The organism is Klebsiella sp. GW_Kp181 (assembly GCF_040062315.1).
GTDB classification, from domain to species: Bacteria; Pseudomonadota; Gammaproteobacteria; order Enterobacterales; family Enterobacteriaceae; genus Klebsiella; species Klebsiella oxytoca.
Window position 1 is genome coordinate 1 of sequence record NZ_JBEAFR010000002.1, and the last position, 25,824, is coordinate 25,824.

General features: G+C 56.5%; 28 protein-coding genes and 1 pseudogene. 18 read left to right on the forward strand and 11 right to left on the reverse strand.

The window, feature by feature from the left end:
- Positions 1-83 precede the first annotated feature (83 nt).
- The 6 genes from ABLV11_RS01605 (at position 84) to ABLV11_RS01630 (ending at position 6,900) form a co-directional block, all read left to right on the forward strand.
- Entirely contained in the window at positions 84-623 is a 540-nt protein-coding gene (locus ABLV11_RS01605; RefSeq protein WP_348855131.1) for a fimbria/pilus periplasmic chaperone, read from the forward strand.
- A 35-nt stretch (positions 624-658) separates the two neighbouring features.
- A complete protein-coding gene (locus ABLV11_RS01610; RefSeq protein WP_142478479.1) occupies positions 659-3,151 on the forward strand; it encodes a fimbria/pilus outer membrane usher protein in 2,493 nt (830 codons plus the stop codon).
- 20 nt (positions 3,152-3,171) lie between these two features.
- Positions 3,172-4,224 carry a hypothetical protein gene (locus tag ABLV11_RS01615; RefSeq protein ID WP_224330635.1) on the forward strand — a complete coding sequence of 351 codons (1,053 nt, stop codon included), beginning with the start codon at positions 3,172-3,174 and terminating at the stop codon, positions 4,222-4,224.
- A 22-nt stretch (positions 4,225-4,246) separates the two neighbouring features.
- A complete protein-coding gene (locus ABLV11_RS01620) occupies positions 4,247-4,768 on the forward strand; it encodes a hypothetical protein (protein ID WP_004113233.1) in 522 nt (173 codons plus the stop codon).
- Positions 4,769-4,883: 115 nt separating this feature from the next.
- A complete protein-coding gene (locus ABLV11_RS01625) occupies positions 4,884-5,504 on the forward strand; it encodes a LysE family translocator (RefSeq protein WP_004102275.1) in 621 nt (206 codons plus the stop codon).
- Positions 5,505-5,712: 208 nt separating this feature from the next.
- Complete coding sequence (locus ABLV11_RS01630; protein ID WP_224330636.1) at positions 5,713-6,900, forward strand: YbfB/YjiJ family MFS transporter; 1,188 nt, start codon at positions 5,713-5,715, stop codon at positions 6,898-6,900.
- Here the strand turns inward: ABLV11_RS01630 and ABLV11_RS01635 are convergent.
- Complete coding sequence (locus ABLV11_RS01635) at positions 6,883-7,719, reverse strand: LysR substrate-binding domain-containing protein (RefSeq protein ID WP_004113229.1); 837 nt, start codon at positions 7,717-7,719, stop codon at positions 6,883-6,885. The two genes, ABLV11_RS01630 and ABLV11_RS01635, sit on opposite strands and share 18 nt — an antisense overlap.
- A 91-nt stretch (positions 7,720-7,810) precedes the next feature.
- On the opposite strand from ABLV11_RS01635, the gene ABLV11_RS01640 reads away from it, so the two are divergent.
- Positions 7,811-8,857 (forward strand): nitronate monooxygenase, encoded by a 1,047-nt coding sequence (locus tag ABLV11_RS01640; RefSeq protein WP_142447958.1) that lies wholly within the window; start codon positions 7,811-7,813, stop codon positions 8,855-8,857.
- 31 nt (positions 8,858-8,888) lie between these two features.
- Here ABLV11_RS01640 and ABLV11_RS01645 read toward each other — a convergent pair whose 3' ends face one another.
- The 4 genes from ABLV11_RS01645 to ABLV11_RS01660 are packed head-to-tail and all read right to left on the reverse strand — an operon-like array spanning position 8,889 to position 12,197.
- Entirely contained in the window at positions 8,889-9,548 is a 660-nt protein-coding gene (locus tag ABLV11_RS01645; protein WP_181554191.1) for a methionine ABC transporter permease, read from the reverse strand.
- A complete protein-coding gene (locus tag ABLV11_RS01650; protein WP_004102270.1) occupies positions 9,545-10,336 on the reverse strand; it encodes an ATP-binding cassette domain-containing protein in 792 nt (263 codons plus the stop codon). The genes ABLV11_RS01645 and ABLV11_RS01650 overlap by 4 nt, the downstream gene beginning before the upstream one ends.
- Positions 10,333-11,139: a MetQ/NlpA family ABC transporter substrate-binding protein gene (locus tag ABLV11_RS01655; RefSeq protein ID WP_004134110.1), complete on the reverse strand. Its 807-nt coding sequence runs from the start codon at positions 11,137-11,139 to the stop codon at positions 10,333-10,335. The genes ABLV11_RS01650 and ABLV11_RS01655 overlap by 4 nt, the downstream gene beginning before the upstream one ends.
- Before the next feature lie 29 nt (positions 11,140-11,168).
- Positions 11,169-12,197 carry an isopenicillin N synthase family oxygenase gene (locus ABLV11_RS01660; protein WP_016807426.1) on the reverse strand — a complete coding sequence of 343 codons (1,029 nt, stop codon included), beginning with the start codon at positions 12,195-12,197 and terminating at the stop codon, positions 11,169-11,171.
- A 271-nt stretch (positions 12,198-12,468) separates the two neighbouring features.
- On the opposite strand from ABLV11_RS01660, the gene ABLV11_RS01665 reads away from it, so the two are divergent.
- The gene (locus ABLV11_RS01665; RefSeq protein WP_004102267.1) at positions 12,469-12,744 is read left to right on the forward strand and encodes a VF530 family protein; all 276 of its coding nucleotides are present in this window, start codon (positions 12,469-12,471) and stop codon (positions 12,742-12,744) included.
- Positions 12,745-12,785: 41 nt separating this feature from the next.
- On the opposite strand, the gene ABLV11_RS01670 is transcribed toward ABLV11_RS01665, so the two are convergent.
- Together ABLV11_RS01670 and ABLV11_RS01675 are read right to left on the reverse strand one after the other, a co-directional pair.
- Positions 12,786-12,974: a hypothetical protein gene (locus tag ABLV11_RS01670; RefSeq protein WP_004113223.1), complete on the reverse strand. Its 189-nt coding sequence runs from the start codon at positions 12,972-12,974 to the stop codon at positions 12,786-12,788.
- Positions 12,975-13,045: 71 nt separating this feature from the next.
- Positions 13,046-13,255 carry a YdgH/BhsA/McbA-like domain containing protein gene (locus ABLV11_RS01675; protein ID WP_004102265.1) on the reverse strand — a complete coding sequence of 70 codons (210 nt, stop codon included), beginning with the start codon at positions 13,253-13,255 and terminating at the stop codon, positions 13,046-13,048.
- A 333-nt stretch (positions 13,256-13,588) separates the two neighbouring features.
- On the opposite strand from ABLV11_RS01675, the gene ABLV11_RS01680 reads away from it, so the two are divergent.
- The 8 genes and pseudogenes from ABLV11_RS01680 (at position 13,589) to ABLV11_RS01715 (ending at position 18,494) form a co-directional block, all read left to right on the forward strand.
- A complete protein-coding gene (locus ABLV11_RS01680; protein ID WP_004102264.1) occupies positions 13,589-14,329 on the forward strand; it encodes an amino acid ABC transporter ATP-binding protein in 741 nt (246 codons plus the stop codon).
- A gap of 8 nt (positions 14,330-14,337) precedes the next feature.
- On the forward strand, positions 14,338-15,036 hold the full coding sequence (locus tag ABLV11_RS01685; RefSeq protein ID WP_064355683.1) for an ABC transporter permease subunit: 699 nt from the start codon (positions 14,338-14,340) through the stop codon (positions 15,034-15,036).
- A 9-nt stretch (positions 15,037-15,045) separates the two neighbouring features.
- On the forward strand, positions 15,046-15,798 hold the full coding sequence (locus ABLV11_RS01690) for an amino acid ABC transporter permease (RefSeq protein ID WP_004102262.1): 753 nt from the start codon (positions 15,046-15,048) through the stop codon (positions 15,796-15,798).
- Positions 15,788-16,630 carry a transporter substrate-binding domain-containing protein gene (locus ABLV11_RS01695; RefSeq protein ID WP_163528960.1) on the forward strand — a complete coding sequence of 281 codons (843 nt, stop codon included), beginning with the start codon at positions 15,788-15,790 and terminating at the stop codon, positions 16,628-16,630. The genes ABLV11_RS01690 and ABLV11_RS01695 overlap by 11 nt, the downstream gene beginning before the upstream one ends.
- A gap of 4 nt (positions 16,631-16,634) precedes the next feature.
- A complete protein-coding gene (locus ABLV11_RS01700) occupies positions 16,635-17,174 on the forward strand; it encodes an L-2-amino-thiazoline-4-carboxylic acid hydrolase (protein ID WP_224330172.1) in 540 nt (179 codons plus the stop codon).
- Complete coding sequence (locus ABLV11_RS01705; protein WP_224330173.1) at positions 17,162-17,287, forward strand: VOC family protein; 126 nt, start codon at positions 17,162-17,164, stop codon at positions 17,285-17,287. The genes ABLV11_RS01700 and ABLV11_RS01705 overlap by 13 nt, the downstream gene beginning before the upstream one ends.
- A gap of 3 nt (positions 17,288-17,290) precedes the next feature.
- A pseudogene (locus tag ABLV11_RS01710) lies at positions 17,291-17,693 on the forward strand (hypothetical protein).
- Between the two features lie 12 nt (positions 17,694-17,705).
- Positions 17,706-18,494 (forward strand): pyrroline-5-carboxylate reductase dimerization domain-containing protein, encoded by a 789-nt coding sequence (locus ABLV11_RS01715; protein WP_049128608.1) that lies wholly within the window; start codon positions 17,706-17,708, stop codon positions 18,492-18,494.
- Here ABLV11_RS01715 and ABLV11_RS01720 read toward each other — a convergent pair.
- The gene (locus tag ABLV11_RS01720; protein WP_126489151.1) at positions 18,491-19,447 is read right to left on the reverse strand and encodes an AraC family transcriptional regulator; all 957 of its coding nucleotides are present in this window, start codon (positions 19,445-19,447) and stop codon (positions 18,491-18,493) included. The two genes, ABLV11_RS01715 and ABLV11_RS01720, sit on opposite strands and share 4 nt — an antisense overlap.
- 108 nt (positions 19,448-19,555) lie before the next feature.
- Between ABLV11_RS01720 and ABLV11_RS01725 the strand changes: the two genes are divergently transcribed.
- The gene (locus ABLV11_RS01725) at positions 19,556-20,755 is read left to right on the forward strand and encodes an MFS transporter (RefSeq protein ID WP_004102256.1); all 1,200 of its coding nucleotides are present in this window, start codon (positions 19,556-19,558) and stop codon (positions 20,753-20,755) included.
- A gap of 314 nt (positions 20,756-21,069) precedes the next feature.
- On the opposite strand, the gene ABLV11_RS01730 is transcribed toward ABLV11_RS01725, so the two are convergent.
- From ABLV11_RS01730 to celB, 3 genes are read right to left on the reverse strand one after another with little or no spacing between them, the layout of a single operon-like run.
- Positions 21,070-22,527: a leucyl aminopeptidase family protein gene (locus tag ABLV11_RS01730; protein ID WP_023329744.1), complete on the reverse strand. Its 1,458-nt coding sequence runs from the start codon at positions 22,525-22,527 to the stop codon at positions 21,070-21,072.
- A 2-nt stretch (positions 22,528-22,529) separates the two neighbouring features.
- Complete coding sequence (locus ABLV11_RS01735) at positions 22,530-23,483, reverse strand: N(4)-(beta-N-acetylglucosaminyl)-L-asparaginase (protein ID WP_024274210.1); 954 nt, start codon at positions 23,481-23,483, stop codon at positions 22,530-22,532.
- A gap of 4 nt (positions 23,484-23,487) precedes the next feature.
- Positions 23,488-24,807: a PTS cellobiose transporter subunit IIC gene (celB, locus tag ABLV11_RS01740; RefSeq protein WP_004102253.1), complete on the reverse strand. Its 1,320-nt coding sequence runs from the start codon at positions 24,805-24,807 to the stop codon at positions 23,488-23,490.
- A gap of 154 nt (positions 24,808-24,961) precedes the next feature.
- Here celB and ABLV11_RS01745 point away from each other — a divergent pair, with 154 nt between their 5' ends.
- A complete protein-coding gene (locus ABLV11_RS01745; RefSeq protein ID WP_202861897.1) occupies positions 24,962-25,783 on the forward strand; it encodes an XRE family transcriptional regulator in 822 nt (273 codons plus the stop codon).
- Positions 25,784-25,824: the final 41 nt, after the last annotated feature.

Here is a 25,824-nt window from a genome sequence, read left to right on the forward strand (position 1 = left end):
CGAAAGGCCGAGAAAAACGCTAGACTATGAATCACCCGCAGAGCGGTTCAATAAGTGTGTTGCATCCATCGGTTGAACTCACAGTGCAAAGCTGGCTGGATACCGGCGATAGTGAGGCTACACCTGATACTATCACCACCCCCTTTATTCTGACGCCGCCGATCAATCGTCTTGACTCTGGCAAGGCCCAGGCCTTGCGCATTAGCAGCCTGACAACCTCAGCGCTGCCGCAGGATCGTGAATCCCTGTACTGGCTCAACGTGCTGGAAATCCCCGGGCGCCCCGGTAGCGAGATCAAAAATGAAAACTATCTGCAGCTGGCGGTGCGTTCACGAATTAAATTCTTCTGGCGTCCCGCTTCGCTGAAAGAGGGCGCAGCGAGAGCGCCTCAGGCGCTGAGCTGGGCCGCCACGGAACAGGGGCTGAAAGCCATCAATCCAACGCCCTATTTTATTTCCCTCGCCACCCTCACCGTGGCAGGAAAAACTGCGGATGTGGATATGGTGGACCCGTTCAGCGATCGTGTTTTTCCCCACGTGAAGGCCTCACGAGGAAGCCAGGTACAGGCTGAATGGATTGATGATTACGGCGCCATTCGTTCGCAGAATTTTACCGTTAAGTAGTCCACTCGCTATTTGTCTGTCCTGGAGAAGTCATCATGCAGGGAATCGCACTCCCCGGTAAAGCGGCGCTGCTGTCCGTTTCCGTATTATCTGCCCTTGCGCTAAACGTCAGGGCTAAAGAAAACGCTGAGATTCATTTTGATCCTTCATTCCTGAGACTGGGCACCGGTCCAGCGCCGGATTTATCGCGTTTTAGCCATGGCGCGAGCCTGTCTGAGGGAACGCATCGGCTGCGGATATGGTTTAACGAAAAGCCGGTAGTGAATCAGGATGTCCGTTACGTCGCAGAAGGACATGGTACCACGCCCTGCCTGACGCCTGAGCTGATTACGCAGCTTCCGCTTCGCCACGAGATGCTGCCCGATAGCGCCTGGGACAGCGGTGCTGATGTCTGTACAGACCTGACGGCGCTGATTCCTGGGGCGACGGTGATGAGTGACAGTAATGCGCAAACGCTCAATATTCAGGTGCCGCAGGTCTGGGAACAGCGCAGCGCGCGCGACGCGGTACCGCCCGCATTGTGGGATAGCGGTATTCCCGCCGCGCTATTGGGCTACAACCTTAGCGCATATAGCAGTGAGAACAACGGCTATAACCATGACAGCCTTTATGCCAGTCTCAACGGCGGCATCAATATTGGTAGCTGGTACCTGCGCCATAACGGCAACTGGAGCCGGGATAATCACGCTGGCGGCCATTATCAAACACAGAATACCTATATTCAGCGGGATCTCCCTGCTTTAAAGGGCCGGATTTCTGTCGGCCAGATCAACACCTCGGGGCAGCTTTTTGACACGCTGCCTCTAAGCGGACTAAAGCTGGAGAGCGATGAGCGCATGGAGCCGCTCTCCCGTCGCGGCTACGCGCCGGAAATTCGGGGCATTGCCCGTACGAGCGCTCGGATTGCTGTCCGCCAAAGCGGTAACCTGATTTATGAAACAACCGTCAGTCCGGGGGCGTTTGTCATTGATGATCTTTATCCTACCGGCTATGGCGGGGATCTTGACGTCACCGTTTACGAAGCCGACGGCAGCGAACAGCATTTTCAGGTGCCATTTGCTTCCGTTACGCAGCTATTACGTCCGGGCCAGTCCCGTTATGAACTCTCAATAGGTGAACTGAACTATCGTTCGTTGCCCGCCGACCCTTCACTCTGGCAGATGACCTGGCAGCAGGGCGTGACCAACTGGCTAACGGTTTACGGCGGAATGCAGGCCAGCGAGCGTTACCGGGCGGGTCAGGGCGGTATCGGCATTGCGACCCCCTTAGGTGCAGTGAGCGCCGATGCCACCCTCGCTCGTACGGAATTGGGTAAGCGGGGCCAGGATGACGAAATACGCAGTGGCGAGAGCTACCGGCTCAGCTATAGCAAAAATATCACCGAAACGGCCAGTCATTTTTCCCTGGCCGCCTACCGTTTTTCGACCAGCGGATATATGGACTATTTGACCGCCATGCAGACGCGTGAAGCGATTACCCTGGGGAACCATGCCGATAGTATACGGCGTAATAAAAGCCGCTATACGCTTACGGCAAGCCAGGGATTGCCGGGTGGGTGGGGGCAGTTTTACCTGAGTTCATCGGTGCAGAACTACTGGAACGCCAAAGATGTAGACAAGCAGTATCAGTTTGGCTACAGCAACAATTATGGCCGATTCAGCTACGGGGTTAACGCCGGACGCAGCTGGAGCGCCTACGGACGTTCCCAGGACACGCTTTCCGTGAATCTCAGTTTCACGCCAGGCAGTAGCCGACAGGCCGTAACGGGGCGCCTTAGCTATGACCATACTCGTCACGGTGAGCAGAGTCTGCGAACCGGTATAAATGGCTCTTTTGGCGAAGATAGCCGCTTCAGCTACGGCCTGTCTGGCACGACGAGCAGTCAGGGTAACGGCAGCAGCGCGGCGGCGAGCGCGCAGTACCTGGCCAATTTCGCTTCGCTGAATGCGGCGTTCGGCAGCGGTCGACATTACCGCAGCGTTTCGGGCGGCGTAAGCGGGACCGTGATAGGCCACAGCGGCGGTCTGACGCTGAGCCCCTTTCAGGGAGACACCTTCGCACTGGTAGAGGCTAAAGGCGCTGAGGGCGCTGGCGTCAATGGCTATAGCGGTATCCAGGTTGACAAACGGGGCTATGCAGCAGTGCCGTATCTCAGTCCGTATCAGCTGAACGATATCCATCTTGACCCGAAAGGAACAACTCGGGGCGTAGAGCTGGATAACACATCTCAAAGAGTTGCCCCGCGTGATGGCGCGGTAGTGAAGATCAGCTATCAGGCCCGTCAGGGATATCCGCTATTAATTACCGTGACAGGTGCCGCCCATCCACTGCCTTTCGGAACGGAAGTTCATGACGCTTCGGGACGTACGGTGGGTTATGTAGGCCAGGGCGGGCAAATCTACGCGCGGGTCGAGCAGGTCCGCGGGGTGTTAACGGTTCGTGCTGGCGAACAATCTTGCCGCCTGGCTTATGTTCTGAGCAACGGACAAGCGGAGACACTGGAACAGCTCTCTCTACGTTGTGAATAGCCTAAAGGGAATAAGTGATTATGTGCAAAATTATCAAAAAAAATAGCCTCCCGGCTGGGGTGTTCTCGGGGCTGGTCGTCTTATTTTTTGTCACCCCCAATGCTCAAGCGGCCTGCACTATAACCAGTACGCCAGCACCTGCTGCGCTGCAAACGTATTCGTTGCCAATTAATCGGATCTCTCCTAATGTACATAACAATAATGTTTTATTGAGTGTGCGGAAATATTTTGATGCCGCAGCGGTACGTTGCGCTACGGGCACGATTTACTGGGTCCATAAAATAGAAAATACCTCCGGTACTACCGGCGTATTTGTTAATGGTTCGCCGGTGTATAAAACTAATATTAACGGCCTGGGGGTATATTATACTCGTAGTAATTCAAGCGGCATGGAGGTAGGTTCAACTGGCGCAGATATTGTCCTGGTGCCTGAAGTTAACATGAACCTAATTAAGTTAAATAACTCTACGATTAGCGGCGTCTTAGATGCCTCGACGCTGCCGGTGGTGAGTTTCTACGCAACAGAATCCAGCAGCGGTGCATTCAACAGCAGCGCGGTGCAAATTACTAAAATGGCTTTCAGAGGCACTGTAAGTTATGTTGTACCCAGCTGTAGTGCTCAGGATAAAGATATCTGGTTGGGAGAATATACCACCGGCGATTTCACCGGTAACTCAACGACGCCGTGGGTGGATGCCAGTATTGTACTGACCTGTGATGCGACTTTTCGCAATGCTTACAGCAATGTTGCGGATTCTTATATAACGGGCAATATCACTACGACCACCAGACCTGATAATTATTATTCCGTATCTCTGGAGTCCGTTAATGGTTTTGTTGACAGCTCGCGAGGCATCATGGCGCTGGACAGCGGTGGCGCCACCGGTCTTGGCGTACAGATATCCCGTACCCGGTCGGAACAGGCATGGTCCTCTCTGGCATGGACTGGGGAAAATAAAGCCGGAGCCAATACGATTAACATTCCGCTCTATGCTCGTTATATCCAGACTGATAGCAATGTTAGTGCCGGGCAGGCGAACAGTAAACTTCTGTATACCGTTCAGTATAAATAAAAGCATTTTTCAGGAAGGTATTATGCAGCAAGAAAGGGAAGTGAGTCCGCTGGCGCTGAACGGCCTTAAAGCTTTGGAGCGAGAACTTGATAAATATTATCGCGGTAGATCTTTTATCTATCTGCCAGCAATGCATTTGCAGTCAGAATGCTATTGCCATTTAACCCGCAAATATATCGTTGTAGGCGTCTCGCCTCCGGCGGAAAATATGTTTCTCAAACGCCATATTAGCCTTAAGGATTCTCTGGCAACTATCATTAAGAAACTTAATTTATATCGAGAGTATCGCTCTCAAGACAGGTGTGAATTTTGCTACTTTCTTAATAATTTAAAAGAAGATGAGCGAAGAATTTTCAGTATGTTATGTAAAACAAGCAATTATCGAATGGCTGCAAATGAACTTAACATTAATGAAAAGAATCTGCGGCGAAAAGTTTATACTTTTACGCAAAAGATGAGTATTCCAAATCGGCGTTGGTTTCTCTGGTGGATTACCTATATGAGCAGGCGCCGACCCCATTTTTTTAACGTAAGCGCGGATTAGCAAAAATTAATCTATGACTACCGTCATGGTTGAAAAACTGCACGTCAGGATTGGGGATTCTTCGCTTGCCACTGGAATATGTTTTATCTAGAATCTTCGCTTTCGGAGAGAGAAAATGTCCGTTGCAGATTCCCTGTTTGCTTACTCTTTTGCTGCCCTGTTGCTCACCCTTACCCCAGGCCTGGATACCGCGCTAATTTTACGAACCGCGACCGTTGAAGGCGGAAAAAAAGCCTTTCAGGCGGCGTTGGGTATTGATACGGGATGTTTTATCTGGGGAGCTGCGGTCGCCTTCGGTCTTGGGGCGCTGCTGGCGGCATCGGAACTGGCGTATGACCTGCTCAAATGGTGCGGGGCCGTCTATTTATGCTGGCTGGGCATTCAGTTAATTCTCAAGCCGCGTCGTCATTTGGTTCATCAGGACAGGGCGGCGGCCCCGGCAAGTAACTGGTTTGTAAAAGGGATGATGGGGAATGTGCTCAATCCGAAAATGGGGATCTTTTACGTCTCTTTCCTGCCGCAGTTTATTCCGGCAGGGCACTCGCCCATCGCCTGGACGTTCCTGCTGGTCGCCATTCATGTGGCGATCGGCACAATCTGGTCATTAACGCTGATTGTGACCAGCCGCTCTGCCGCTCGGCTATCAAAAACGCCGCTGTTCATTCGGTGGATGGATCGCGCGACCGGCGGCCTCTTTGTGCTGTTTGCTGCCAGGCTGGCTTTTAGCCACCGCTAAATCCTGCCGGGCAGGGATGCCCAGCTTCTCGCTCCCACATTTCGTTGCTCACCGAAGCATCCACCGACCTTTGCCGTAAATTTCTTCTCCTGGAGGCCGCGCGCTGTCGCGTGGCGTTGCTTGCGCGTCGGGTTAACCGCAATCATAATGAAAAGAGAATAATATTAAAAATTATTCTCTTTTTGAGAATAATAATGGAGGGGAGTGGGTGAACGTTATTCAACTCAGGCCGGAGTGGAAGGCCTTTCTGCTGGCGCTGGCCGGATCGGTGGTACTGATCGTCGGTATGGGCTATGGCCGGTTTGCCTATACCGGGATCCTGCCGCTGATGCTTAATGAACAGGTACTGACGCTACGCGAAGGTAATCTCGCCGCTTCGGCAAACTATGCCGGTTATCTGGCGGGGGCGCTGCTGCTGGCGAAAGCCAGACCCACGGACGCCAGATGGCTAAGCCTGCTTTCCGCGCTATTGACGCTACTGTGCCTGGCTTTACTGGCGGTTTTAGTTTCTCCGCTGCCGATTATCGCGGTTCGCGGTATTGCCGGATTATTAAGCGCGGTGACGCTGATTGCCGCCTCACTCTGGCTGCTCCAGCATATGAAGCACCCAAACGGTGCGCCGGTGCTTTTTTCGGGCGTCGGAATGGGCATATTTTTGTCGGCGGAATTTATCTCCCTGGGGAAGGCGCTGGCGCTCTCCAGCCAGCAGATCTGGCTGATGTGCGCGCTAAGCGCCGGCGTGCTTTTTATCCTCGCGCTGCGTCTATTGCTGAGCCCCGCAGACTACCTTATCGCTTATCAACCCGCAGCAACCGCACAGCATGAGCAGGCCGAGGGGGCGGTGCGCGAGGCATGGAAACTGCTACTGATTTATGGCCTGGCCGGCTTCGGCTACATTATTACCGCCACCTATCTCCCGCTGTTTCTCAGCGGTTCGCTGAACGCTATCGATCCGGTGCAGATCTGGGCCATCTTCGGTCTTGCCGCCGTCCCCTCCTGTTTTCTCTGGCATCGGCTGGTCATCAGGCTTGGCTACCGCCGCGCGTTTACCCTTAATTTGCTGATCCAGGCCGTTGGCGTGATCCTTCCGGCGTGGAGTCATACGTTGCCGTTTTGCATATTGAGCGCGCTGCTGGTGGGGTGCACCTTTTTGGGCACCGTGACCATCGCGCTGTCCCAGGGGCGGCGGCTGAATCATCTGGTTTCGTTCAATATGATTGCCGCTATGACCGCAACCTACGGCATCGGGCAAATTGTCGGCCCGCTGGTTGCCGGGGCGCTGTATGACCGCAGCGGGTCGTTTAATCCTTCGCTCAGCGCGGCGGCTATAGCGCTGCTGGCTGCCGCTGCGCTGGTGGCAGCGGGGGCGCGGCGAGCCTCAAAGGTCGGAAGCTGATTCAAGGAGCTGGCGCATCTTCTCAAAGGCCGGGGAGGCGTAGCCTTTGCGCCAGATAAGCTGGGTGATCGCCTGGCCAACCGGTTGCAGCTGGCTGGCTTCGGGCAGCGTCAGGGTCTCAAGCACGCTCTGCGGCACGATGCCGGCATAGCCGCCGGAGGCAACGCAGGCGAGCATCGCGTGGTAGGAGCCGACATCCTGGATCTCGATCTCCGCCTCCTCTGATTGCGCCAGAAACGCTTCCCCCATCGCCCGGTAGGTACAACCCTCCGCAAAGGCGGCAAAACGAAAAGGTTGCGGGTGAGCCTGAAGCACCAGCACCAGCTGTTCTTGAAAGATCGGGACAAATTCCAGGTCGTCAGGCGGAGGCGCTCCCTGCGGCAGACTCACCAGCGCGCAATCGAGCTCGGCGTCCAGTACTTGTTGAGCAAGTTGCCGGGTTGGCTGGGTCTTAAGGGTCAGTTTGACCTCCGGGCACTGAGCATGAAAGCGGGGAAGCAGCTGCGGCAGGCGGCTTGCGGCGGTGGCGTCCATCGCCCCCATGCGCAGATTACCGCCCGGCGTCGCCGGGTGCAGCGCCTGTCTGGCCTCCTCGGCCAGGCTGAGGATTCTCAGCGCGTAGCCCAAAAAATGCTCGCCGGCGGGGGACAGAAGCATCCTTTTATTGCCGCGAGCAAACAGCTCAACGCCCAGCTCCTCTTCCAACTGGTGAATGCGGGTGGTGATATTGGACTGCGCCCGTCCCAACAGTTTTGCCGCGCGAGTCACGCTGCGCTCTTCCGCCACCGTTTTAAAAATCTCTAATGTGGTGTGGTTCATATTTTTATTCTTAAATTGAAAATAATGTTGATCTTATCATCTCTAAAAGAGATTTTAATGGCCCGAATGCACAAATTTAACAGGGCAAACCATGAAAAACCGGCTGACGCAGCAGCTTGCTATTGATTATCCCATTATTCAGGCGCCGATGGCTGGCGTGTCGACGCCGGAACTGGCGGCAGCGGTCAGCGGCGCCGGCGCGCTCGGCTCGCTGGGGCTGGGGTCGTCAACCATAGAGCAGGCTGAGGCGCTGATTAACCAGACCCGTCGCTTAACCAGCCGTCCGTTTAACGTCAACCTGTTTTGCCACGCACCAGCGGTAAGGGATCGGCAGCGTGAAGCCGGGTGGCTGGCTCGGCTGCGCCCGGAATTTGCCCGCTTCGCCAGCCATCCGCCGGAGACGCTGGCGGAAATCTACCTCAGTTTTAATCAGCAGCCGCGAATGGCCGAGCTGCTGCTCGATCTTGCCCCGGCGGCGGTGAGCTTCCATTTTGGCGTGCCGGATCGTGAAACGCTTCGCCGACTGCGGGATAAGGGTATCGTTACCCTGGCGAGTGCGACCAGCGTGGCAGAGGCGCTGCTGGCCGAGGCGCAGGGAGTCGATATGGTGGTTGCCCAGGGCTACGAGGCTGGCGGCCATCGCGGCATCTTTGACCCCCTGGGGCCAGACGGACAGATGAGCACCTTTACCCTGATTCAGGCGATGAGACGGCATACTGATCTACCGGTTATTGCGGCAGGCGGCATCATGGACGGCGCAGGAATCAACTGCGTAATGAACCTGGGCGCAGACGGCGCGCAGCTGGGAACGGCGTTTCTGCTCTGCCCGGAATCGTCCACGGATGCCGGCTATCGTGAGGCCATCAAAGGCACGCCTGATGGGCAAACGGTTTTAACCTCGGCGATCTCCGGACGTCCGGCAAGATGTCTGGTTAACGGCTGGCGTGAAATAAACGATCCGCATCTCGTTCCGGCTTATCCCGTAGCTTATGATGCCGGTAAAGCGCTGGCATCGGCGGCAAAAGCGCAGGGAAATCGTCAATTCGGCGCCCACTGGGCCGGACAGGGCGTTAGCCTGATTCGCGAGCTGCCGGCAGGGGAGCTGATACGAAAGCTGGTGAGCGAAAGCGGGTTTTAATCGCGGATGGCGCGCGGCCATCCGCTCATCGTTAACGGCGGTGGGCGAGGCCGCGAACCAGACGGTCGCCGGCCATCTGCACCCCCTGTACCAGCGCGACCAGAATGAGCACCGTGCCGACCATCACCTCGTTATTAAAGCGCTGATAGCCGTAACGGATAGCCAGATCGCCCAGTCCGCCGCCGCCAATCACGCCCGCCATCGAAGAGAAGCCTATCAGCATGACGATGGTCAGCGTGATGCCTGCCAGCAGGGTCGGCAGCGCTTCCGGCAGCAGCGATTTAAAGATGACGTGCCAGATATTGCCGCCCATCGATAAAATCGCTTCGATACGCCCGTAGTCCACTTCATCCAGCGCATTTTCAGTCAGCCGCGCAAAGAACGGAAAGGCGCCAATGGTGACCGGAACCACCGCGGCGGTACTGCCGAGGGTGGTGCCGATAATCAACCGGGTGAACGGAATCAGCGCGATCAGCAGCACGATAAACGGCAGCGAACGACCAAAGTTGATAATCGCGCCCAGGATGGCGTTGAGCTTCGGCATCGGCGCCAGCCCGTTGCGGCGTGAAATAAACAGCAGCACGCCGGTTGGCAGCCCGAGCAGCACGGTAAACAGCGCTGCCAGGCTAACCATATAAACGGTATCCAGCGTGCCCTGAAGCAACAGCGGCCAGAGATCTTCCCAACTCATGCTACTCCGCATAAGGGCCTCCCGTGTAAACCGTGGCGAGCGAGGAAGTCCCGCTCCGCCTGCGGGTCGTGCAGCAGCGACTGCCTTAGCCGCGACCATGGCGCCACCAGCAAATCGGCAATTCTGCCGCTTTCAATAATCTCACCGTGCTCCAGCAGCGCCGCGTGGTCGCAGAGGGTTTTCACCACTTCCAGCTCGTGGGTGATCAGCACGATGGTGAGGTTCAGCTTCTGATTGATGTCCGCCAGCAGGTTGAGCACTGAGGCCGTGGTCTCGGGGTCAAGGGCGCTGGTGGCCTCATCGCACAGCAGCACATCCGGCCGTGCGGCCAGCGCGCGGGCGATCCCCACGCGCTGCTTTTGCCCGCCGGAAAGCTGAGACGGGAAGGCGGCGGCTTTATCCGCCAGCCCGACCAGCTCCAGCAGTTCCGCCACGCGAGACTGGCGGGCCGCTTTCGGCACTTTGGCTATCTCCAGCGGCACCGCGACGTTGTCAGCGACGCTGCGGGCGTGAAGTAAATTAAAGTGCTGGAAGATCATGCCGGTGCGCAGCCGGTATTCGCGCAGCGCGCTTTTATCCATCCGGGTAATATCATTCCCGTTCACAATAATGCGGCCCGCCGTGGGCCGCTCCAGCAAATTCAGGCAGCGTATCAGCGTACTTTTGCCCGCACCGCTGCGGCCAAGGATGCCGTAAACGGCACCGCCCGGCACATGCAGAGAGACATCGTTTAGCGCCGGTCGGCCTGTTCCGGCATAGGTTTTACTCAGCCCGACAATCTCAATCATGACTGAGGGGCAACCGGGATCACCGAGCCGTTATACTGCTTACGAATAAATTCAGCGACCTGCGGCGAGGTGAGGTCTTTGGCCAGCGCCTTGATGCGCGGATCGTTCGCCAGCGCCGGCGTTGTCACCAGAATATTAGCGTACGGGTTGTTGGTGGCGCTCTCCAGGCCCAGCGCGTCTTTGGCCGGTACCAGCCCGGCTTCCAGCGCGTAGTTGCCGTTTATCACCGCCAGGTCAACGTCATCCAGCGACCGCGGGATCTGCGGTGATTCAATCTCAAGGATTTTCAGGTGCTTCGGGTTTTCCACGATATCTTTCGGCGTTGCCAGGGTGGTCGCCGGGTCGGTGAATTTTGCCGCCAGCTTAATCAAACCCTGATTTTGCAGCAGGAATAGCGCGCGGCTCAGGTTAGTGGTGTTATTCGGTACCGCCACGGTGGCGTTCTCGGGCAGCGATTTAAAATCTTTATGCTTGCGCGAATAGATCCCCAGCGGCTCAATATGGACGGTCGCCGCGACGGCGAAGGTTTTGCCCAGCGCTTTTTCCTGATCTTTCAGATAGGGGACGTGCTGGAAGTAGTTGGCGTCGACGTCGCCGTTAGCCAACAGCTCGTTGGCGTTTACGCCGCTGGTGAGTTCGACGATTTTCAGGTCGAGGCTGGGATCGATCTTTTTAATATAGTTAAGAATTTCGGCGTGCGGCACCGGGTCGGCGGCAACGCGCAGCGCGGCGGCCTGAGCGGAAGTCCAGGCCAGAGAGAGAGACAGTGCAACCCCTGCCAGTTTAAATGCGGCATATTTCATCATCTTATTCCTTGTGTTTGTTGTTATGTTTAAACGATCAATTGCTCGGCGCGTTCGCGAAAAACATCCTGGTAGTAGCGCTCGGCGACATCAGGATGCGAGCGCAGACGCCCTTTCAGGTAATTCCAGCCCACCTCGCGCAGCAGCGGGTTTTGCGGGTCGCTATCCGGTCCGAGGGCTTCGCGGGCCAGCTCATCGGGCAGGGTGTAGACGGGGACCACGGCATCCAGCTGGGCACCGAGGAAGAAAGCGATCGACAGCCGCTGCTGGTCGGCGGGCGGCGAAACGACCCGGTGCACCGTTGCCCGCAGATAGCCGTTGGTCGCCAGCTCCAGCAGCTCGCCGATATTCACCACAAAGCTGCCCGCCAGCGGGGTCGCGTCAATCCAGCGGTCAGGAGAGACTTCGACCTGCAATCCTTTCTGCTCATCCTGCAGCAGGAAGCTGAGAAAGCCGGAGTCCTTATGCGCGCCAACGCCCTGGGCGCTCTGGGTCTCCTGCTGGCCGGGATAGCGGATCAGCTTGATATGTTCATTGGGCTTATCACCATACAGGCCATCGAAGGCATCCTGCGGCAGGCGCAGCGCTTCGGCGAAGGCGCGCAGCAGGGTGATCCCAACCTGGGTCATTTCCCGTTGCCAGGTCAGTAATGTGGGTTTGAGCGAGGGCAACGCCTCTGGCCAGAGATTCGGCCCCTGCAGACGCTGCCAGCGCGGGGCGCGTTCGCTAAGCTGCAGGGCCGGGCGCTCGGCGCCGATATCGAACTGCTCGCGCCAGTCGGGTTGACCGCGGGTTAATTCAGAAGCGGCGCGGTTGTAGCCGCGAAAATGCGGAGAGTGAATCATTGCCACCCTCTGCTTTTGATCGTCGGGCAGGGCAAAAAAGGCGCGGGATTGCTGCTGCACGGCCTGCTGCAGCGACTCATCAACGCCGTGGTTGATCAGATAAAAGAAGCCGATATCGCGGGCGGCGTGGCGCAGGTCGGCGAGAAACGCCGCTTTTTCAGCGGGGTCCGCGTAGCGGGCAAGATCCAGTATCGGTAAGGTTGTCGCGTTCATTGTCTTCTCCGAAGGCGGTATTCAGGTGTTTTCGTCGATTCAGGTTCAGGGTTCGGGGACAACAACAGCGCATGATCGATTCCTCAGTCGGGTGGTTGAGGCCAGCTTGCCTTAAGCGAAAATATTCAACCAATAACGTTCTTTTCTAATTTATGACCGTGGAGGGTTCTGTGCTTTTGCGAATTCTGGATAAGGGGCGATAAGGCAGGTTGCGTATAGCGTCGGGAGACAGTATGGTGAGCAAAATTTTTAAATCAGGTAACAAGACGCAATGCAGCATCCAAACGATCCTCTGCACGGCATCACGCTGGAGGCGCTGTTAAACGCGCTGGTCGCGCAATATGGCTGGGCCGAACTGGCGAAACGCATCAACATTAACTGCTTTAAAAGCGATCCGAGCATTAAATCGAGTCTGAAGTTTTTACGCCGCACGCCGTGGGCGCGCAAAGAAGTGGAAGCGCTGTATATCGATTCGCTGTCCGATACCGATACGGCAAAAGCGGAAGCGCCGGCGGATAATCCGTGGGCACACTGGCAGAAAAAGTAAGGCGCGCAGCGGATAATTCCGCGCGCGCCCTGTGCTGTGTTTTACTGAAGATTGCCTGCGGTCAGGCTCTCTTTATCAAAGGCATGGCTGACATCAATATGATTCTGCTGCACAGATGTATCGATATTTGAACCTGCCTCCGGGCGCGCAAAGCTATTCTCTGCGGCCATCGCGCCGGACGAAAGGGTAGCGGCTAACAGCAGTGCGGTGACTACGCCGATATTTTTCATATTTTGTTCCTTATTTCATCGTGTTGTCGCTGTCGCCTGTGTCTTCCGGCGGCCCGGCAATGTTTCAAATTTTATTTCGTCAGCTCAGCGGTCATATGCACGCGGTTATTGAATTGAGCGCTGGTGATTTTGTAAGACGCGCCTTGCTCTGCGGCCTGAGCGGCAATTTTGGCTTCTGCGCGGTCCAGTGTGGAAGCGCTGGCGCTAATGCTCTGCGCAAAAGTACCGAAAGAGATCATAGAGAGTGCGGCAACTGCAACGAAAGTTTTGATGGATTTCATGGTCGTATTCCTTAAGCGTTTTGTCAGTGTTGGAGCGTTGTTGCCCCGATGTGATAAATGATAGGACGGCGACGAGATGATTAAAATCGAAACAATTTGTTATCATTGTTCAATAAATCTGAATAAAAATTATCGGTTAACGCTATCCTGTTTTGCTAATAAAGTTTGATTACAATCCAGCCTCATTGTCATAACAAATATATAAAAAGTTATTTTTTGACTTTCGATAGATGATTTTCTTGTTTGCTATCATCTGAACGGCGGCAATATAGTTTTTGTACAGCAATAATTGCCGGTGTGCGGCAAATAATCATTATTCACGAATATCTCATTATGATAACGCTCAATAAGATCAGTAAAAGCTTCTCCGGTGAAAGAGTGCTAAAAGAGGTATCCCTCAGTATTCATTCCGGCGAGATTATTTGTATTATTGGCCCCAGCGGCTCAGGGAAAACCACGCTATTACGTACACTTAATTTCTTAGAACCTGCCGATAGCGGGCAAATAAGAATAGATGATGTGGCGCTGGATTGCGCAAAAGCGGGAAAAAAGGAGATTGAAAAACTACGCTCAAAAACCGCTATGGTTTTTCAATCGTGGAATCTTTTTCATAATCTCACCGCACTGCAAAATATTACCGAAGGCCTGATATACGCTAAAAAGCGCCCGCGGCAGGAGGCGCTGGCTATTGCTGAACGACTCTTAAAGCAGGTGGGGTTACTGCATAAAAAAGACCACTATCCGCACAGTCTCTCCGGCGGCCAAAAGCAGCGTATCGGTATTGCGCGGGCGCTGGCGATTAACCCCGCCGTTCTGCTGCTGGATGAGCCGACCTCCGCGCTGGATCCGGAAAAAGTCGGTGAAGTGCTGGAGCTTATTCAGACCATTGCCGCCGCGGGCCAGACGATGATCATCGTGACCCACGAAATGGCGTTCGCCCGTCAGGTCGCTTCCCGGGTGGTATTTATGGAAAACGGTGAAATCGTTGAACAGGGCCCGGCGGAACAGATATTTGGCGCAGCGCAGCAGGGCCGAACCCGGGCGTTTCTTGCGCAACTGCACTATCATGCCTGAGGCTGATGATGAACAATAACCCGCTGTTTAGCTGGCAGGATATCGCCGGAATAGTGCCGAAACTGCTGGAAAATTTACCCGTGACCCTCGGCATAACGCTGGCGTCGCTGCTGCTTGGTTTGACGATCGCGCTGCTGATTGTGCTGCTGCAGTTTAGCCGCTTTAAGCCGCTTAGCGCGGCGGCAAAGGGGTATACCGACATTCTGCGCGGCGCGCCTCTGGCGCTGCTGATCCTGCTGTTTTTCTTCGGCGGCAAATTAATTTTGACCGCGCTAGCGCTGCCGCCGCTGTGGATTAGCGATACCACCTTTGCGGTGCTGTCTATCTCGGTCAGCATCAGTCCCTACTTTGCAGAAATGATGCGTTCAGCGTGGCGCGCGGTGGATAGCGGCCAGAAAGAGGCCATTATCAGCCTGAATATTCCCTGGCATAAGGGAATACGACGGATTATTTTCCCCCAGGGACTTATTATTGCTATTCCCGTCTTTGGCAATCTTTTAATTAATCTCGTGAAAATGACCTCGCTGGTCAATATTATTGGCATTGTGGATATTTTTGGTCGCGCACAAAAGATTTCGCAAAATAGCTACGGGGCTAAACAAGTCGCGGCATTTATTAGCGTTATTATCGTCTACTGGGTGCTAAATAGTATTATTCTCTATTTTACCACTCGTATTGAAAAGAAATATCAGTTCCTGCTGGAGTGATAAATTAACATGTTTAGCCTGGCGTTCATTCGGGACAATTTTACGTTTATTTTAAGCGCGCTGCCGGTCACCCTGACGATAACGTTATTATCCTTACTGTTTTCCACTTTGCTGGGCGCAGCGCTGGCGTGGACGATTATTCGTCAGGTACCCGGCGTTCAATGGCTGGCGAAGGTTTTCCTCTCCTTTGGCCGTTCGGTCCCGGTCCTGGTGATGCTGTATTTCTTTTTTTACGTCTGGCCGTGGATTGCCGCCGGGCTGTTCGGCGGCCCGCAGGACACGATGTACCGCTATAAACTTTCGCCGCTGGCGGCGGCGGTCACCGCGTTATCGCTGATCTTCAGCGCGTATTTCGCCGAAACCTTTCGCGCGGGATGGAACGCGGTTGATAAGGGGCAGCGCGAGGCTGCATGGTCAATTGGGCTGAGCGGGTTCACGCAGTTCCGACGCATTATTTTTCCACAGGCGGCGGTATCCGCGCTGCCGAACTTTACCAGCGTGCTGATCGATCTGATTAAAGACACTTCGCTGGTTTACACCATCACCGTTGTTGATCTGATGGCGAAAGCCAATATCGCCGCCGCGCGCGGGTTTCATTTTGTCGAAGCCTACTGCGTCGTGCTGGTGATTTATATCGTGCTGTGCCTGGCGATTGCCAGAGCATTGCGCAGGGCAGAAAGGTTTCTGAGCGTCCGCTGGCAAGGCAACGCAGAAAAGAGTGTTCCACGGTTATCATTTTGGGGAAGGTATTTTGAAAAATAAAATTTTACTGGTGAGTGCGCTGGTGTTGGCAATGGGAATGGACGCCGCGCAGGCGGTTGAAAAAAGCCCAAACGCGAAAACGGTTGAGGTTGTCGTCAATGCTAACGGTTTTCCCTTTAGCTTTGTTGACGATAACAACAATATTACCGGTTACGATGGCGACCTGTTAAAGGTGCTGGACCAGCGGTTAACGGACTATACGTTTCATTTTAATGCGGTCTCTCGCGATGCGATGATCGTCGGCCTATCGACTGGCGCCTATACCCTCGCGGCGGATCACTTTTATCTCACCAAAGAGCGGGCGGAAAAATACGACCACTCCGGCGAGCCGACCGGGATCAGCGATTTACGCCTGATTGTACGTAACGATGAGAACGATATTCATAACCTTGGCGATCTCGCCAGCGGTAAGAAAAAACTGGTGCCGATTCATACCTCCGACGCCCGTTATACGGTGATTGAAAACTACAATAAAAAACATCCAGGCCAACAAATTAATCTGCAGCCCAACGGCGAGCAGTCTGCCGCCGATATCTTTAAAGCGGTAGCCTCCGGGGAATACGATGCGGCGATTTATCCTATTGGCGCGCTGCTGGCGTTAAATAAGGCGCTAAATCTTAATCTGAAAGCTTCGGATTCCGTCGGCCTGTTTCCTAACGTCTATTTGTATAAAAAAAATACCGATCCGCAGCTAATCAAAGCGATTGACGTGCAGCTGGTTGCCCTGAAAAAGGACGGCACGCTCGCTGACCTCTCGCGGAAATGGTACGCCGAAGATGTATATGCCCTGCCGGGCGCCAGCGACGTGAAAGTGAATACCGACTGGGAATAAGCGCATGACGCAAATAAGCTCGGAACCGGCGCATAAAGCCGCCACCTTAAACGATGAGGTGACCCTGGCGCTGCGCGCCATTACTGAAAAACGCGCGGCAACGATCGGTTACCTGTTGGACGAAAGCCGACAGCGCGATATCGCGGATGATTCTGTCCGTGAAGCAATACGCCACTATGGCCGCGATATCGGGCATAAGCTGCGCGCGCAAATGCGCGATCGAAAAGATTTGCAGGAGTTTGCCGGGCTGTTTACCCGCGGTCTGGAATCTCAGGTTTATGAGATGGAGCCCGTTAGCGCCAGCCGGGCCGAATTTATCGTCCTGTTTCACTACTGTCCCTATGTCAACTGCTGGCGGCAGCAGGGGCGAGGCGCCAGCGAAATTGAGACGCTGTGCGATATCTGCATGGAAGGCGATCGTGCGCTAACCGACGCGTTTCCGTGGCTGCATTTAGAGGTGCAGACCGCGCTGGCTCGCGGCGATGCCGCCTGTCGGCTGCGTTTTTATCAGGCAGAGGAGCGGGAGGGCGAATGGCAACCTTAACGTGGGGCCACGCGGTCCAGTTTGTTAATCAGCCGGAAGCGGCGGTTCAGGTGTTATGCGGGCAAAAGCTCAACGCGGTGGCCGGTGGGCGCCACCCGGGCTGGGGGACCTGAAATGTGCTGAACTATTTCGGTCTGACCTGGATCGAATTTCTGGCGATTGCCGATGATACAGAGCTGCTTTCCGCCGCGGAGACGTTTTTACTCTCCCGGGATGCGTCACGATTGCTGCCGGATAATGAAGCGCTGTATCGGGTGGCGCTGCGCTCCATCCGCAGGGGGAGATTGAACTGCAGCGCGCGGTTTTCACCATACAGCATCCTCAGGCGGTGCGCGACCGCTGGCAGCAGCTGTTTGGTTTTACCCCGCAAGGCGGCAGGGGCTGGCGGTGAGCGGTCGAGAGTTTCTTTTCCGCCAGGGCGCGGCGAATCAACTGACTGAACTGGGGTTTCGCGTTGCCGACCCGGCGCTCAAAGGCCGACGCTTTCGCGTTGGCAACGGTGAATATCTTTTTGAATAAGGAGTAATACTCATGGCCAGGATCCATTTTATTGGCGCCGGACAGATGGCGGAGGCGATTATTCGCGCGTCATTAAGCCACGGTGCGCTGCGGGCGGACGCGATCTCGCTCGAGGATATCGACAGCACGCGAGTCGAGGCTCTGCGCGCCCGTTATCGGCTGTCGGGCGACGGTGGTGTAAACGAGGCCTCTTTGCTGGTGCTGGGGATCCGTCCGCAGGACGATCTGGCGGGGGTGGCGAACCGCGTGCGTGCGCAGCTAAACGGCTCGACAACGGTGGTATCTCTGATCGCGGGGGTGACCCTGGAAAAGCTGGCCTCCCTGTTTGGTGCGGCAACGCCGATTGCCAGGGCGATCCCCAATACCCTGACCGATACCGGATTTGGCTATAGCGGCGTGACCTTAAACGCCCACGCCAGCGCGGCTGAGATCGAGCCGTTTCTGCGCGGCTTTGGCAAAGTGCTGTATCTGCCTGAGCGGTTGATCGATATCTTTACCGGCTTTGGCGTCGCGGGACCTAACTATATTTACTACTTTATTGAGTCCCTTACCGATGCCGGCGTACTGGCGGGACTGCCTCGACCCCAGGCAACGGAGGTGGTGCTGGAAAACCTGCTCGGCGCGGTCGAGATGCTGCGCCAAAGCCAGAAGCATCCGCGCCAGCTTCTGGATATCAACAATTCCCCGGCGGGAGTCGGGATCCACGGTCTGTATGAGCTGAACAACAGCGATTTTGCTGCGGGGCTTCAGCGCAGCGTACTGGCGGCGGTCAGGCGCACCCGTGAACTGGGACAGTGCTAAAATCCTTCTTCCCGCGACGGATCGCGCAGCGCGCCCGGCGCCTTTCCGATAATGCGTTTAAAGGCGCGGCTGAAGGCGGCATGAGAACTGTACCCCAGCCTGAAGGCCACTTTTTCCAGCGCCTGACCCTCATGGGAAATGTACTGCACCGCGAGGCGCATACGCAGCTCGGTAAGATAGCGGGCGGGCGTGGTGCCGGTGGCGGAGAGGAAGCGTTCAGCAAATACCGAACGCGAAATTCCCGCTTCGCGTGCCAGATCCTCGACTTTCCAGTTAATGCCCGGCTGCTGATGCATAACGTAAATGGCTTTAGCCAGTTTAGGATCGCGCAGCACCTGTACCCAGCCGGTGGCGTTGCCGCAGCCGCACTCCACCCAGCCGCGGACAATCAGCGCGGCGACCACATCGGCCAGCCGCGCCAGAATACCGGCGTAGCCCGCCTGTCGAGTGAGGCTTTCGCGTTCCATGGCTGCCAGCATCGGCGGGATCTCCGGACGGCTGGTCAGCAGGCTGCTGACCAGCATCACTTCGGGCATAGCTTTGACTAACGGCTGCATGCCGCCCAGCTCAAAGTCCATACAGGCGCTGAAGATAATGGCGCTGTCGCTTTTCGCGTCGTCGCAGGCGTTTTTGACGCAGCTTACCGAGTCGCAAACCGGTTCGCTGGGCAGTCTGGACACGTTAACCACCGTTGCCTGGTCATCGGAGAGCAGCACGTGACCATCGCCGTTAGGAATAAACAGCGCATCGCCGCTCTGCAGCATCAGGCGCTGGCCGCTGACCATGCGCAGCAGTACCGGTCCCCGGCTGATAAAGTGGAACTGCGCTTTACCAGGTACGAAGCCGAATTCGACGCCAAAAGGGCGCGAGGTTTCGATGCGGCTGTAGTTGACGCCGGAAAGGCGCATGCCGCGCAGAAGTTCGCTGGTGAGATCGAGGGCGTGCTGAGTCATAACATCATTCCCGGACGAATTATCAATAATCACAGAGTATGTATCATAGATCGTCCGAACAGAACCGCCTAACCTTAACAAAATGTTAATTGTTCTGGAGAGATGTTTATGAGTTCCTGCATTGCAGCTGAAGAGAGCCTGGCCAACGCCAGGCCCGCGTGGCGCGCCGTTTATGCGCTGGCGCTGGGAGTATTTGGCCTGATTGTCGCCGAGTTTCTTCCTGCCAGTTTGTTGACGCCGATGGCGGCAAGCCTGGGCGTTAGCGAAGGCATGGCGGGGCAGGCGGTGACCGCGACGGCGCTGGTGGCGTTAGTTACCGGGCTGCTGATCACCACCGCGACGCGAAATATTGACCGCCGCTGGGTGCTGATGTTCTTCTCCGTTTTGCAAATTATCTCCAGCATGATGGTGGCCTTCGCCGGTTCGCTGGAGTTTTTGCTGCTGGGACGTCTGCTGCTGGGGATCGCCATCGGCGGCTTCTGGTCGATGTCGACTGCGACCACCATGCGTCTGGTTCCGGCGGCGATGGTGCCGAAAGCGCTGGCGATTATCTTTTCCGCCGTTTCCATAGCGACGGTGGTTGCCGCGCCGCTGGGCAGCTATTTCGGCGCGCTGATCGGCTGGCGCAACGTATTTCTTATCTGTGCGCTGCCGAGCGTGGTTGCGCTGCTCTGGCAACTGTGGGTTCTGCCTTCCATGCGGCCGGAGAGCGCGGGCAGCTTTGCCACCCTGGTTAAAGTGCTGCGCCGTCCGGGCATGGTTGGCGGAATGCTGGCGACAATCCTGATTTTTAGCGGCCACTTCGCCTTCTTTACCTATCTGCGTCCGTTCCTCGAAACCGTGGCGCAGGCCAGCGTCGAAGGGGTTTCCCTGATCCTGCTCGGTTTTGGTGTGGCGAACTTTATCGGCACGTCGATTGCCGGACATCTGTTGGCCAGAAGCCTGCGCATGACGCTGGCGCTGGTACCGCTGGCGATGAGCGTGCTGGCGCTGATGATGGTGACGTTCGGCCACTTCGCGCTGCTGGACGGTCTGCTGGTGGCAATGTGGGGCTTCGCCTTTGGCCTGGTGCCGGTGGGCTGGTCTACCTGGCTTGCCACCACGGTGCCGGATGAGGCGGAAAGCGCGGGGGGTCTGCTGGTGGCTTCTATCCAGCTGGCGATTAGCGCCGGTGCCGCCGGCGGCGGGGCGGTGTTCGATCTTAACGGCGCCAGCGGGGTTTTTGTTGGCAGCGGTTTGTTGTTGGTCAGCGCGATGGTGATTGTGCTGTTTGCGGTGAGAGTAAAACCGGTGGCGAGCGAAGAGTAGGGCCTTTCCCGGGCCAGGGAGCCTGCGGATTTTGCAGCCCGGACAGATGTGCAGCATCGCCTCCGGGAAATTCTGCCACTCTGCGCTCTTTTCCCGGGGGCGGCGCAAAGCGCCTGCCCGGGCTACCGGCCCGCATATTGCTGAGAACGAGTAGCCCGGGTAAGGCGTTTGCGCCGCAACCCGGGGAATGTGCGGTGACGTGGTATTGCTGCGGCTTCTTCCCGGCTTGCGCTGCGCTTAGCCGGGCTACAGGATCGCTGACTGCTGAGGACGCGTGGCCCGGACAGATACGCAGCATCGCCTCCGGGGAGGGGTTAACTCTCTCCGATATCGTCGAGCAGATGCTGCACCAGCAGCGGAACAGGCCGACCGGAAGCGACGCTTTTACCACCTTCTCGCCACAGCGCTGTACCGCTGACGTCCAGATGGGCCCACGGGATCTCCGGCGGACAGAAATGCTGCAAAAGCCAGGCAGCCGAAGCGCTGATCGCTGCGTTATTGCCCGGCGTGTTGCACAGGTCGGCGATTGCGCTTGCGGTCTGTTTCTTCAGCCTGCTATCCAGCGGCAGTGACCAGACCTCATCTCCGCTCTTTAACCCCGCCTCGGTCAACGCCGCTCGTAGCGTGTCGCTTTGGGTCATCAAACCGCTCAAATCATAGCCCAGCGCCTTAACCACCGCGCCGGTGAGGGTCGCAATATCAATAATATAGCGCGCCTGCGGATACCGCTGGCTGGCCCAGGCAATGGCGTCGGAAAGCACCAGACGGCCCTCGGCATCGGTATTATTGATCTCTACCGTCAGGCCATTGCAGGCCCGGGCGACGCTGCCCGGCTGCATGGCGCCGGGACCAATCGCGTTTTCCGCCAGCGCCAGTACCCCCATTACCCGCACCGGTAGCGCCAGCTCGGCGATGCTCAGCATCAGGCCAAGAACGTTGGCTGCACCGCACATATCGTACTTCATGGTGTACATTCCGGCGCCTTCCTTGAGCCACAGCCCGCCGGTATCAAAGGTGATGCCTTTACCGACGTAGCAGCGAACCGGGCCCTCGCTGACGCCCTCATAATGAATCGCCAGCAGGCGCGGCGGGCGTTCGGAACCTTTACCCACCGCATGCAGCAGGCCGAGCCCCTGATCGACAATCGCTTTTTCATCGAGAACTTCGCAGCGCAGAGCAGGAATATCGGCGCACAGACGACGGGCTTCTTCCACCACGTATTGCGGCGTACACTGCTCCGAAGGCAGATCCGCCAGCCGCCGCGCGGCGAGCATACCGTGCGCCGTGGCCCGTTGACGATGGGCGAGGGCATCCAGCGTCGACCGCTGTTCAGGTAAGGCGTAGAGGACCAGCTGACGCAGGCGTGGCCTGACGGCTGTATTCTGATGCAGACCTAAATCAGCAAGCTGCCAGTCGAGATTAAATAGTTCGCGCAGCGCTTTGGTTAACGCGCCGGCGGTCTTTCCCAGCGAACAATCAAGGATAAGCGATTCGCTCACCGGCTTTTTACATAGCGGCCGCAGCGCCTCGCTCAGCCCGTCGTTAAGCGCATCCTGCCAGTGCGCCTGCGGGATAAGAGTGATGCGCGCGAAGGGCGAACAGCCGAAGCGGGTGTCAGCCACCTCGCCGCGGGCGGCCTGCGCCGCCATTTCTGTGAGCAGAGTGCTGTCGTTGAGCGGGGCCTGTTTTAACAGCGTGCTGCCCGGCCAGGTCACCAGGTGCGCGCCGTTACAGTCGCTATCCAGTTGATTGATTAAGCGATAATCCAGCATGGTTACTCCTCGATGGGGGCGCGAATGCGTGCGGCATAGGCCTGCATCCATTCGTCGTCCACCGGACGGTAATGGGTTTTCTCCTGCACGCGTTCGGCGCAGAATACGGTGAGCGGCTGCGTCGCGGTGGCGACGACAAAGGAGAAAGTTTTTATATTGGTGGCCGCGCCGAATTCGCCGCCGCGGTTCATGCACACCACCGAGAGATCGCCCGCACGGCCAAAGCGCGACATCAGTTTGTCTTCCAGCTCGCAGACTACCGAGTCCGCCGCCTCCTGCGGCGTCATGCCCTGAGCCATTCGCCGGACAATCTCGTAGCTGGTACAGCCTTTCATCAGATCTTCACCGACGCCGGTCGCCGTAGCGGCGCCGATTTCGCTGTCGCAGTAGAAACCGGAGCCGATAATCGGAGAATCACCGAGCCGCCCGCGCTTTTTCATAAACAGGCCGCTGGTCGAGGTGGCAACGCTCATGGAGCCCTGTTTGTCGAGGCCGATAATGCCCACGGTATCGTGGCCGTCGTAAGGGCTTAGGCCTTTATCCAGCGTTTCGCGACAGCGTTTCCGGTAGTGCTGCATGGCCCGCTCGGTCAGCATGGATTTGGCGGCGAATCCCTGACTGATGGCCCACTCTCTGGCGCCCTGGCCAACCAGCAGACTGTTATAGCGCTGGCGGCTGAGGGCGTGGGCCACTTTGACCGGGTTGGCAATATCCACCAGGTTGCCGACCGCACCGAAGGCGAGGGTATCGCCATGCATAAAGGCGGCATCCAGCTCAACCTCGCCGTTTTCCGTCGGTAGCCCGCCGTAGCCTACCGATTTGTAGAGCGGAAAATCTTCTACCGCCGCCACCGCATCGACCACGGCGCTGGCGGTATCAGCGCCGGCTGCCAGCGCCGTCGCGGCTTCCGTTACCCCTTCCAGCGCCATTCGCCAGGTGGCAATCATTCCCCACATTGGTTTACTCCTGTTTAGCAAGCGTGTTGTCCGTTTCGGTACGGGAGGTTGTCTCCGCCGCGCGATACTGCTTATCGACGATACGCATGAAAGGCAGATATAGCATGGCGCCAATCAGCAAATTGAGGATCTGCATTACGCTGCCGCTAAGATGTCCGGTCACGATAAACCCGCTGATCACCGGCGGCAGCGTCCAGGGAATAAACACCCCGGTGGTGACGGCCACCGCGCCGATTTTCATCGCCGCGTACTGCACCGTGACCAGCACCAGCGGCACGAGGTTAAAGGGGATCAGCATGATCGGGTTCATGATCACCGGCAGGCCGAAGAGGATGGGTTCGTTGATATTAAAGATGGAAGCGCCGGCCCCGAGGCGGGCGACCTCGCGCATATTTTTACTGCGGGCGAAAATCAGCATGGCGATCACCAGCGACAGCGTTGCGCCCGCGCCGCCCATCCAGATCATATCGAAGAACTGCTCGGTGATAATGTGCGGCGGGGTCACGCCAGCCTGAATCGCGGCGATGTTATCGGTCTGATTTTCCATCCACAAAGGACGAATAATGCCGTTGATCATTGAACCGGAGTTGATGCCGACGGACCACAGAATAGTGATGCTGAATACGGTCATCAGCGCGCCGAAATAGGAGGTACCGTAATGGCGAACCGGCGAGGCGACGACCTCATAAATGAACTGGTGAATAGTGGCGTAGTGCGTGTGTTCAAACCCGATGCGAATCGCCAGGATCAGAATCATCACCAGCAGGGCCGGGATCAGGGCGGCGAAAGACTCCTGCACGGCGGGTGGAACCCCGTCAGGCATCTTAATCACCAGCTTCTTGCGCTTTAACCAGCAGAAGAGTTCGGTCCACAGCAGCGAACCGATCATGGCGACGAACAAACCTTTGGTACCGATCCATTCAACGGGGATCACCGTGATACCGCCGTTTTCAGCGACTTTAATAAAGGGGGTGAGGATCAAAAATCCCACCAGCGACAGGATGCCGCAGGAGATACGGTCATCCCCGTAGTGCTCCGCCAGGCGGTAGGCCACCAGGAAGCTGATAAACAGCGACATCGTGGAAAATACCGCATTGAACGGGATTTCAATTATCGCACTCCAGCTGGCGCCGAAGGTGCTGGCCATAAACTGCTGATAGCTCTGATTAGGAAACGACGAGATCACCAGCAGAATTGAACCGACAATAATAAAAGGCATGAATGAAACATAGGCGCCACGAATAGCGCCGAGATGACGCTGCTGGGCAGTTTTCGCCGCCAGAGGCATCAGTTTTGCTTCAAGAAATCCCAGAACATTGTTCATTGTGAACTCCGTACAAGATCGACAGGGGCTGTGTGTGTTATCTATGGCGGATTATGCGAGAAAGCGGTGGGCTGAAAGGTGAAGCGGTTCACAATGTCTTCTCTGTAACTATATATATCTCATATGATTAGTTATATTTTCCGTCGAGGATTGTATGGAAATCAAGCTGCATGCCAACGCCACCACCACCCCAAGAACGCGAAAATATCTCCAGGAGTCGACGAAAAGCGACCGCGAACTGGCGCAGGAACTGGGTATATCAATCACTACGGTTCGTCGCTGGCGCAACCGCAGCCAGATTTCAGATAATCACACCACGCCACATCTGATACACAAAGTGTTGAGACAAGAGCAGGAGGCGCTGATTAACGCCCTGCGCGATATACTGCGTGCGCCTCTGGACGAGCTGCTGTTTATGGTGAATGAAGGGCTGGGTATCACCCTTTCACGGGCCACGCTAAACCGCTATCTTCGCCCGGCCCATGAGGGGCGGAAAAACGCCGCGCTGCAGGGAAAGAAAGCGTTAAAAGCGGGGATGAGGCCGGATACCCTGACGCTGCATTACCGGCAGCTCGCGCTGTCGATGGACGATGGCGGCGAGCATCATCTGCTGTGGGCGCAGGAGCCGATCAGCGGCTGGTGCTTTGGTCGTATCTATTCCGGCATTTCGCCCGCGCTGGTGGATAGCTGGCTGAACCAGGCGCTGGAAGCCTGTCCGGCGCAGATACAATGTCTTGAGACTTATGCTCATAAGGGCTTCGAACCGATACGCGCGGATTTGTCATGCACAACGGTGATCGCGGAGGAGCGCGGGGCGGTACAGCTTAGCGAACGATTGGCCAATATTATCCCGGCGCTGGATGAGCCTGACGCAACGCTGCAGCGGCTGTGCACGCTGTGGAACCAGGGACGGGCGCAAAAGAAACTGGGTGACAATACGCCGCAGGGCTTTCTTGCCTCGCTCAATCAGATCTAAATTCAGCGACAGGATCAGGGGCGGTCTCCGCATTGACTGAG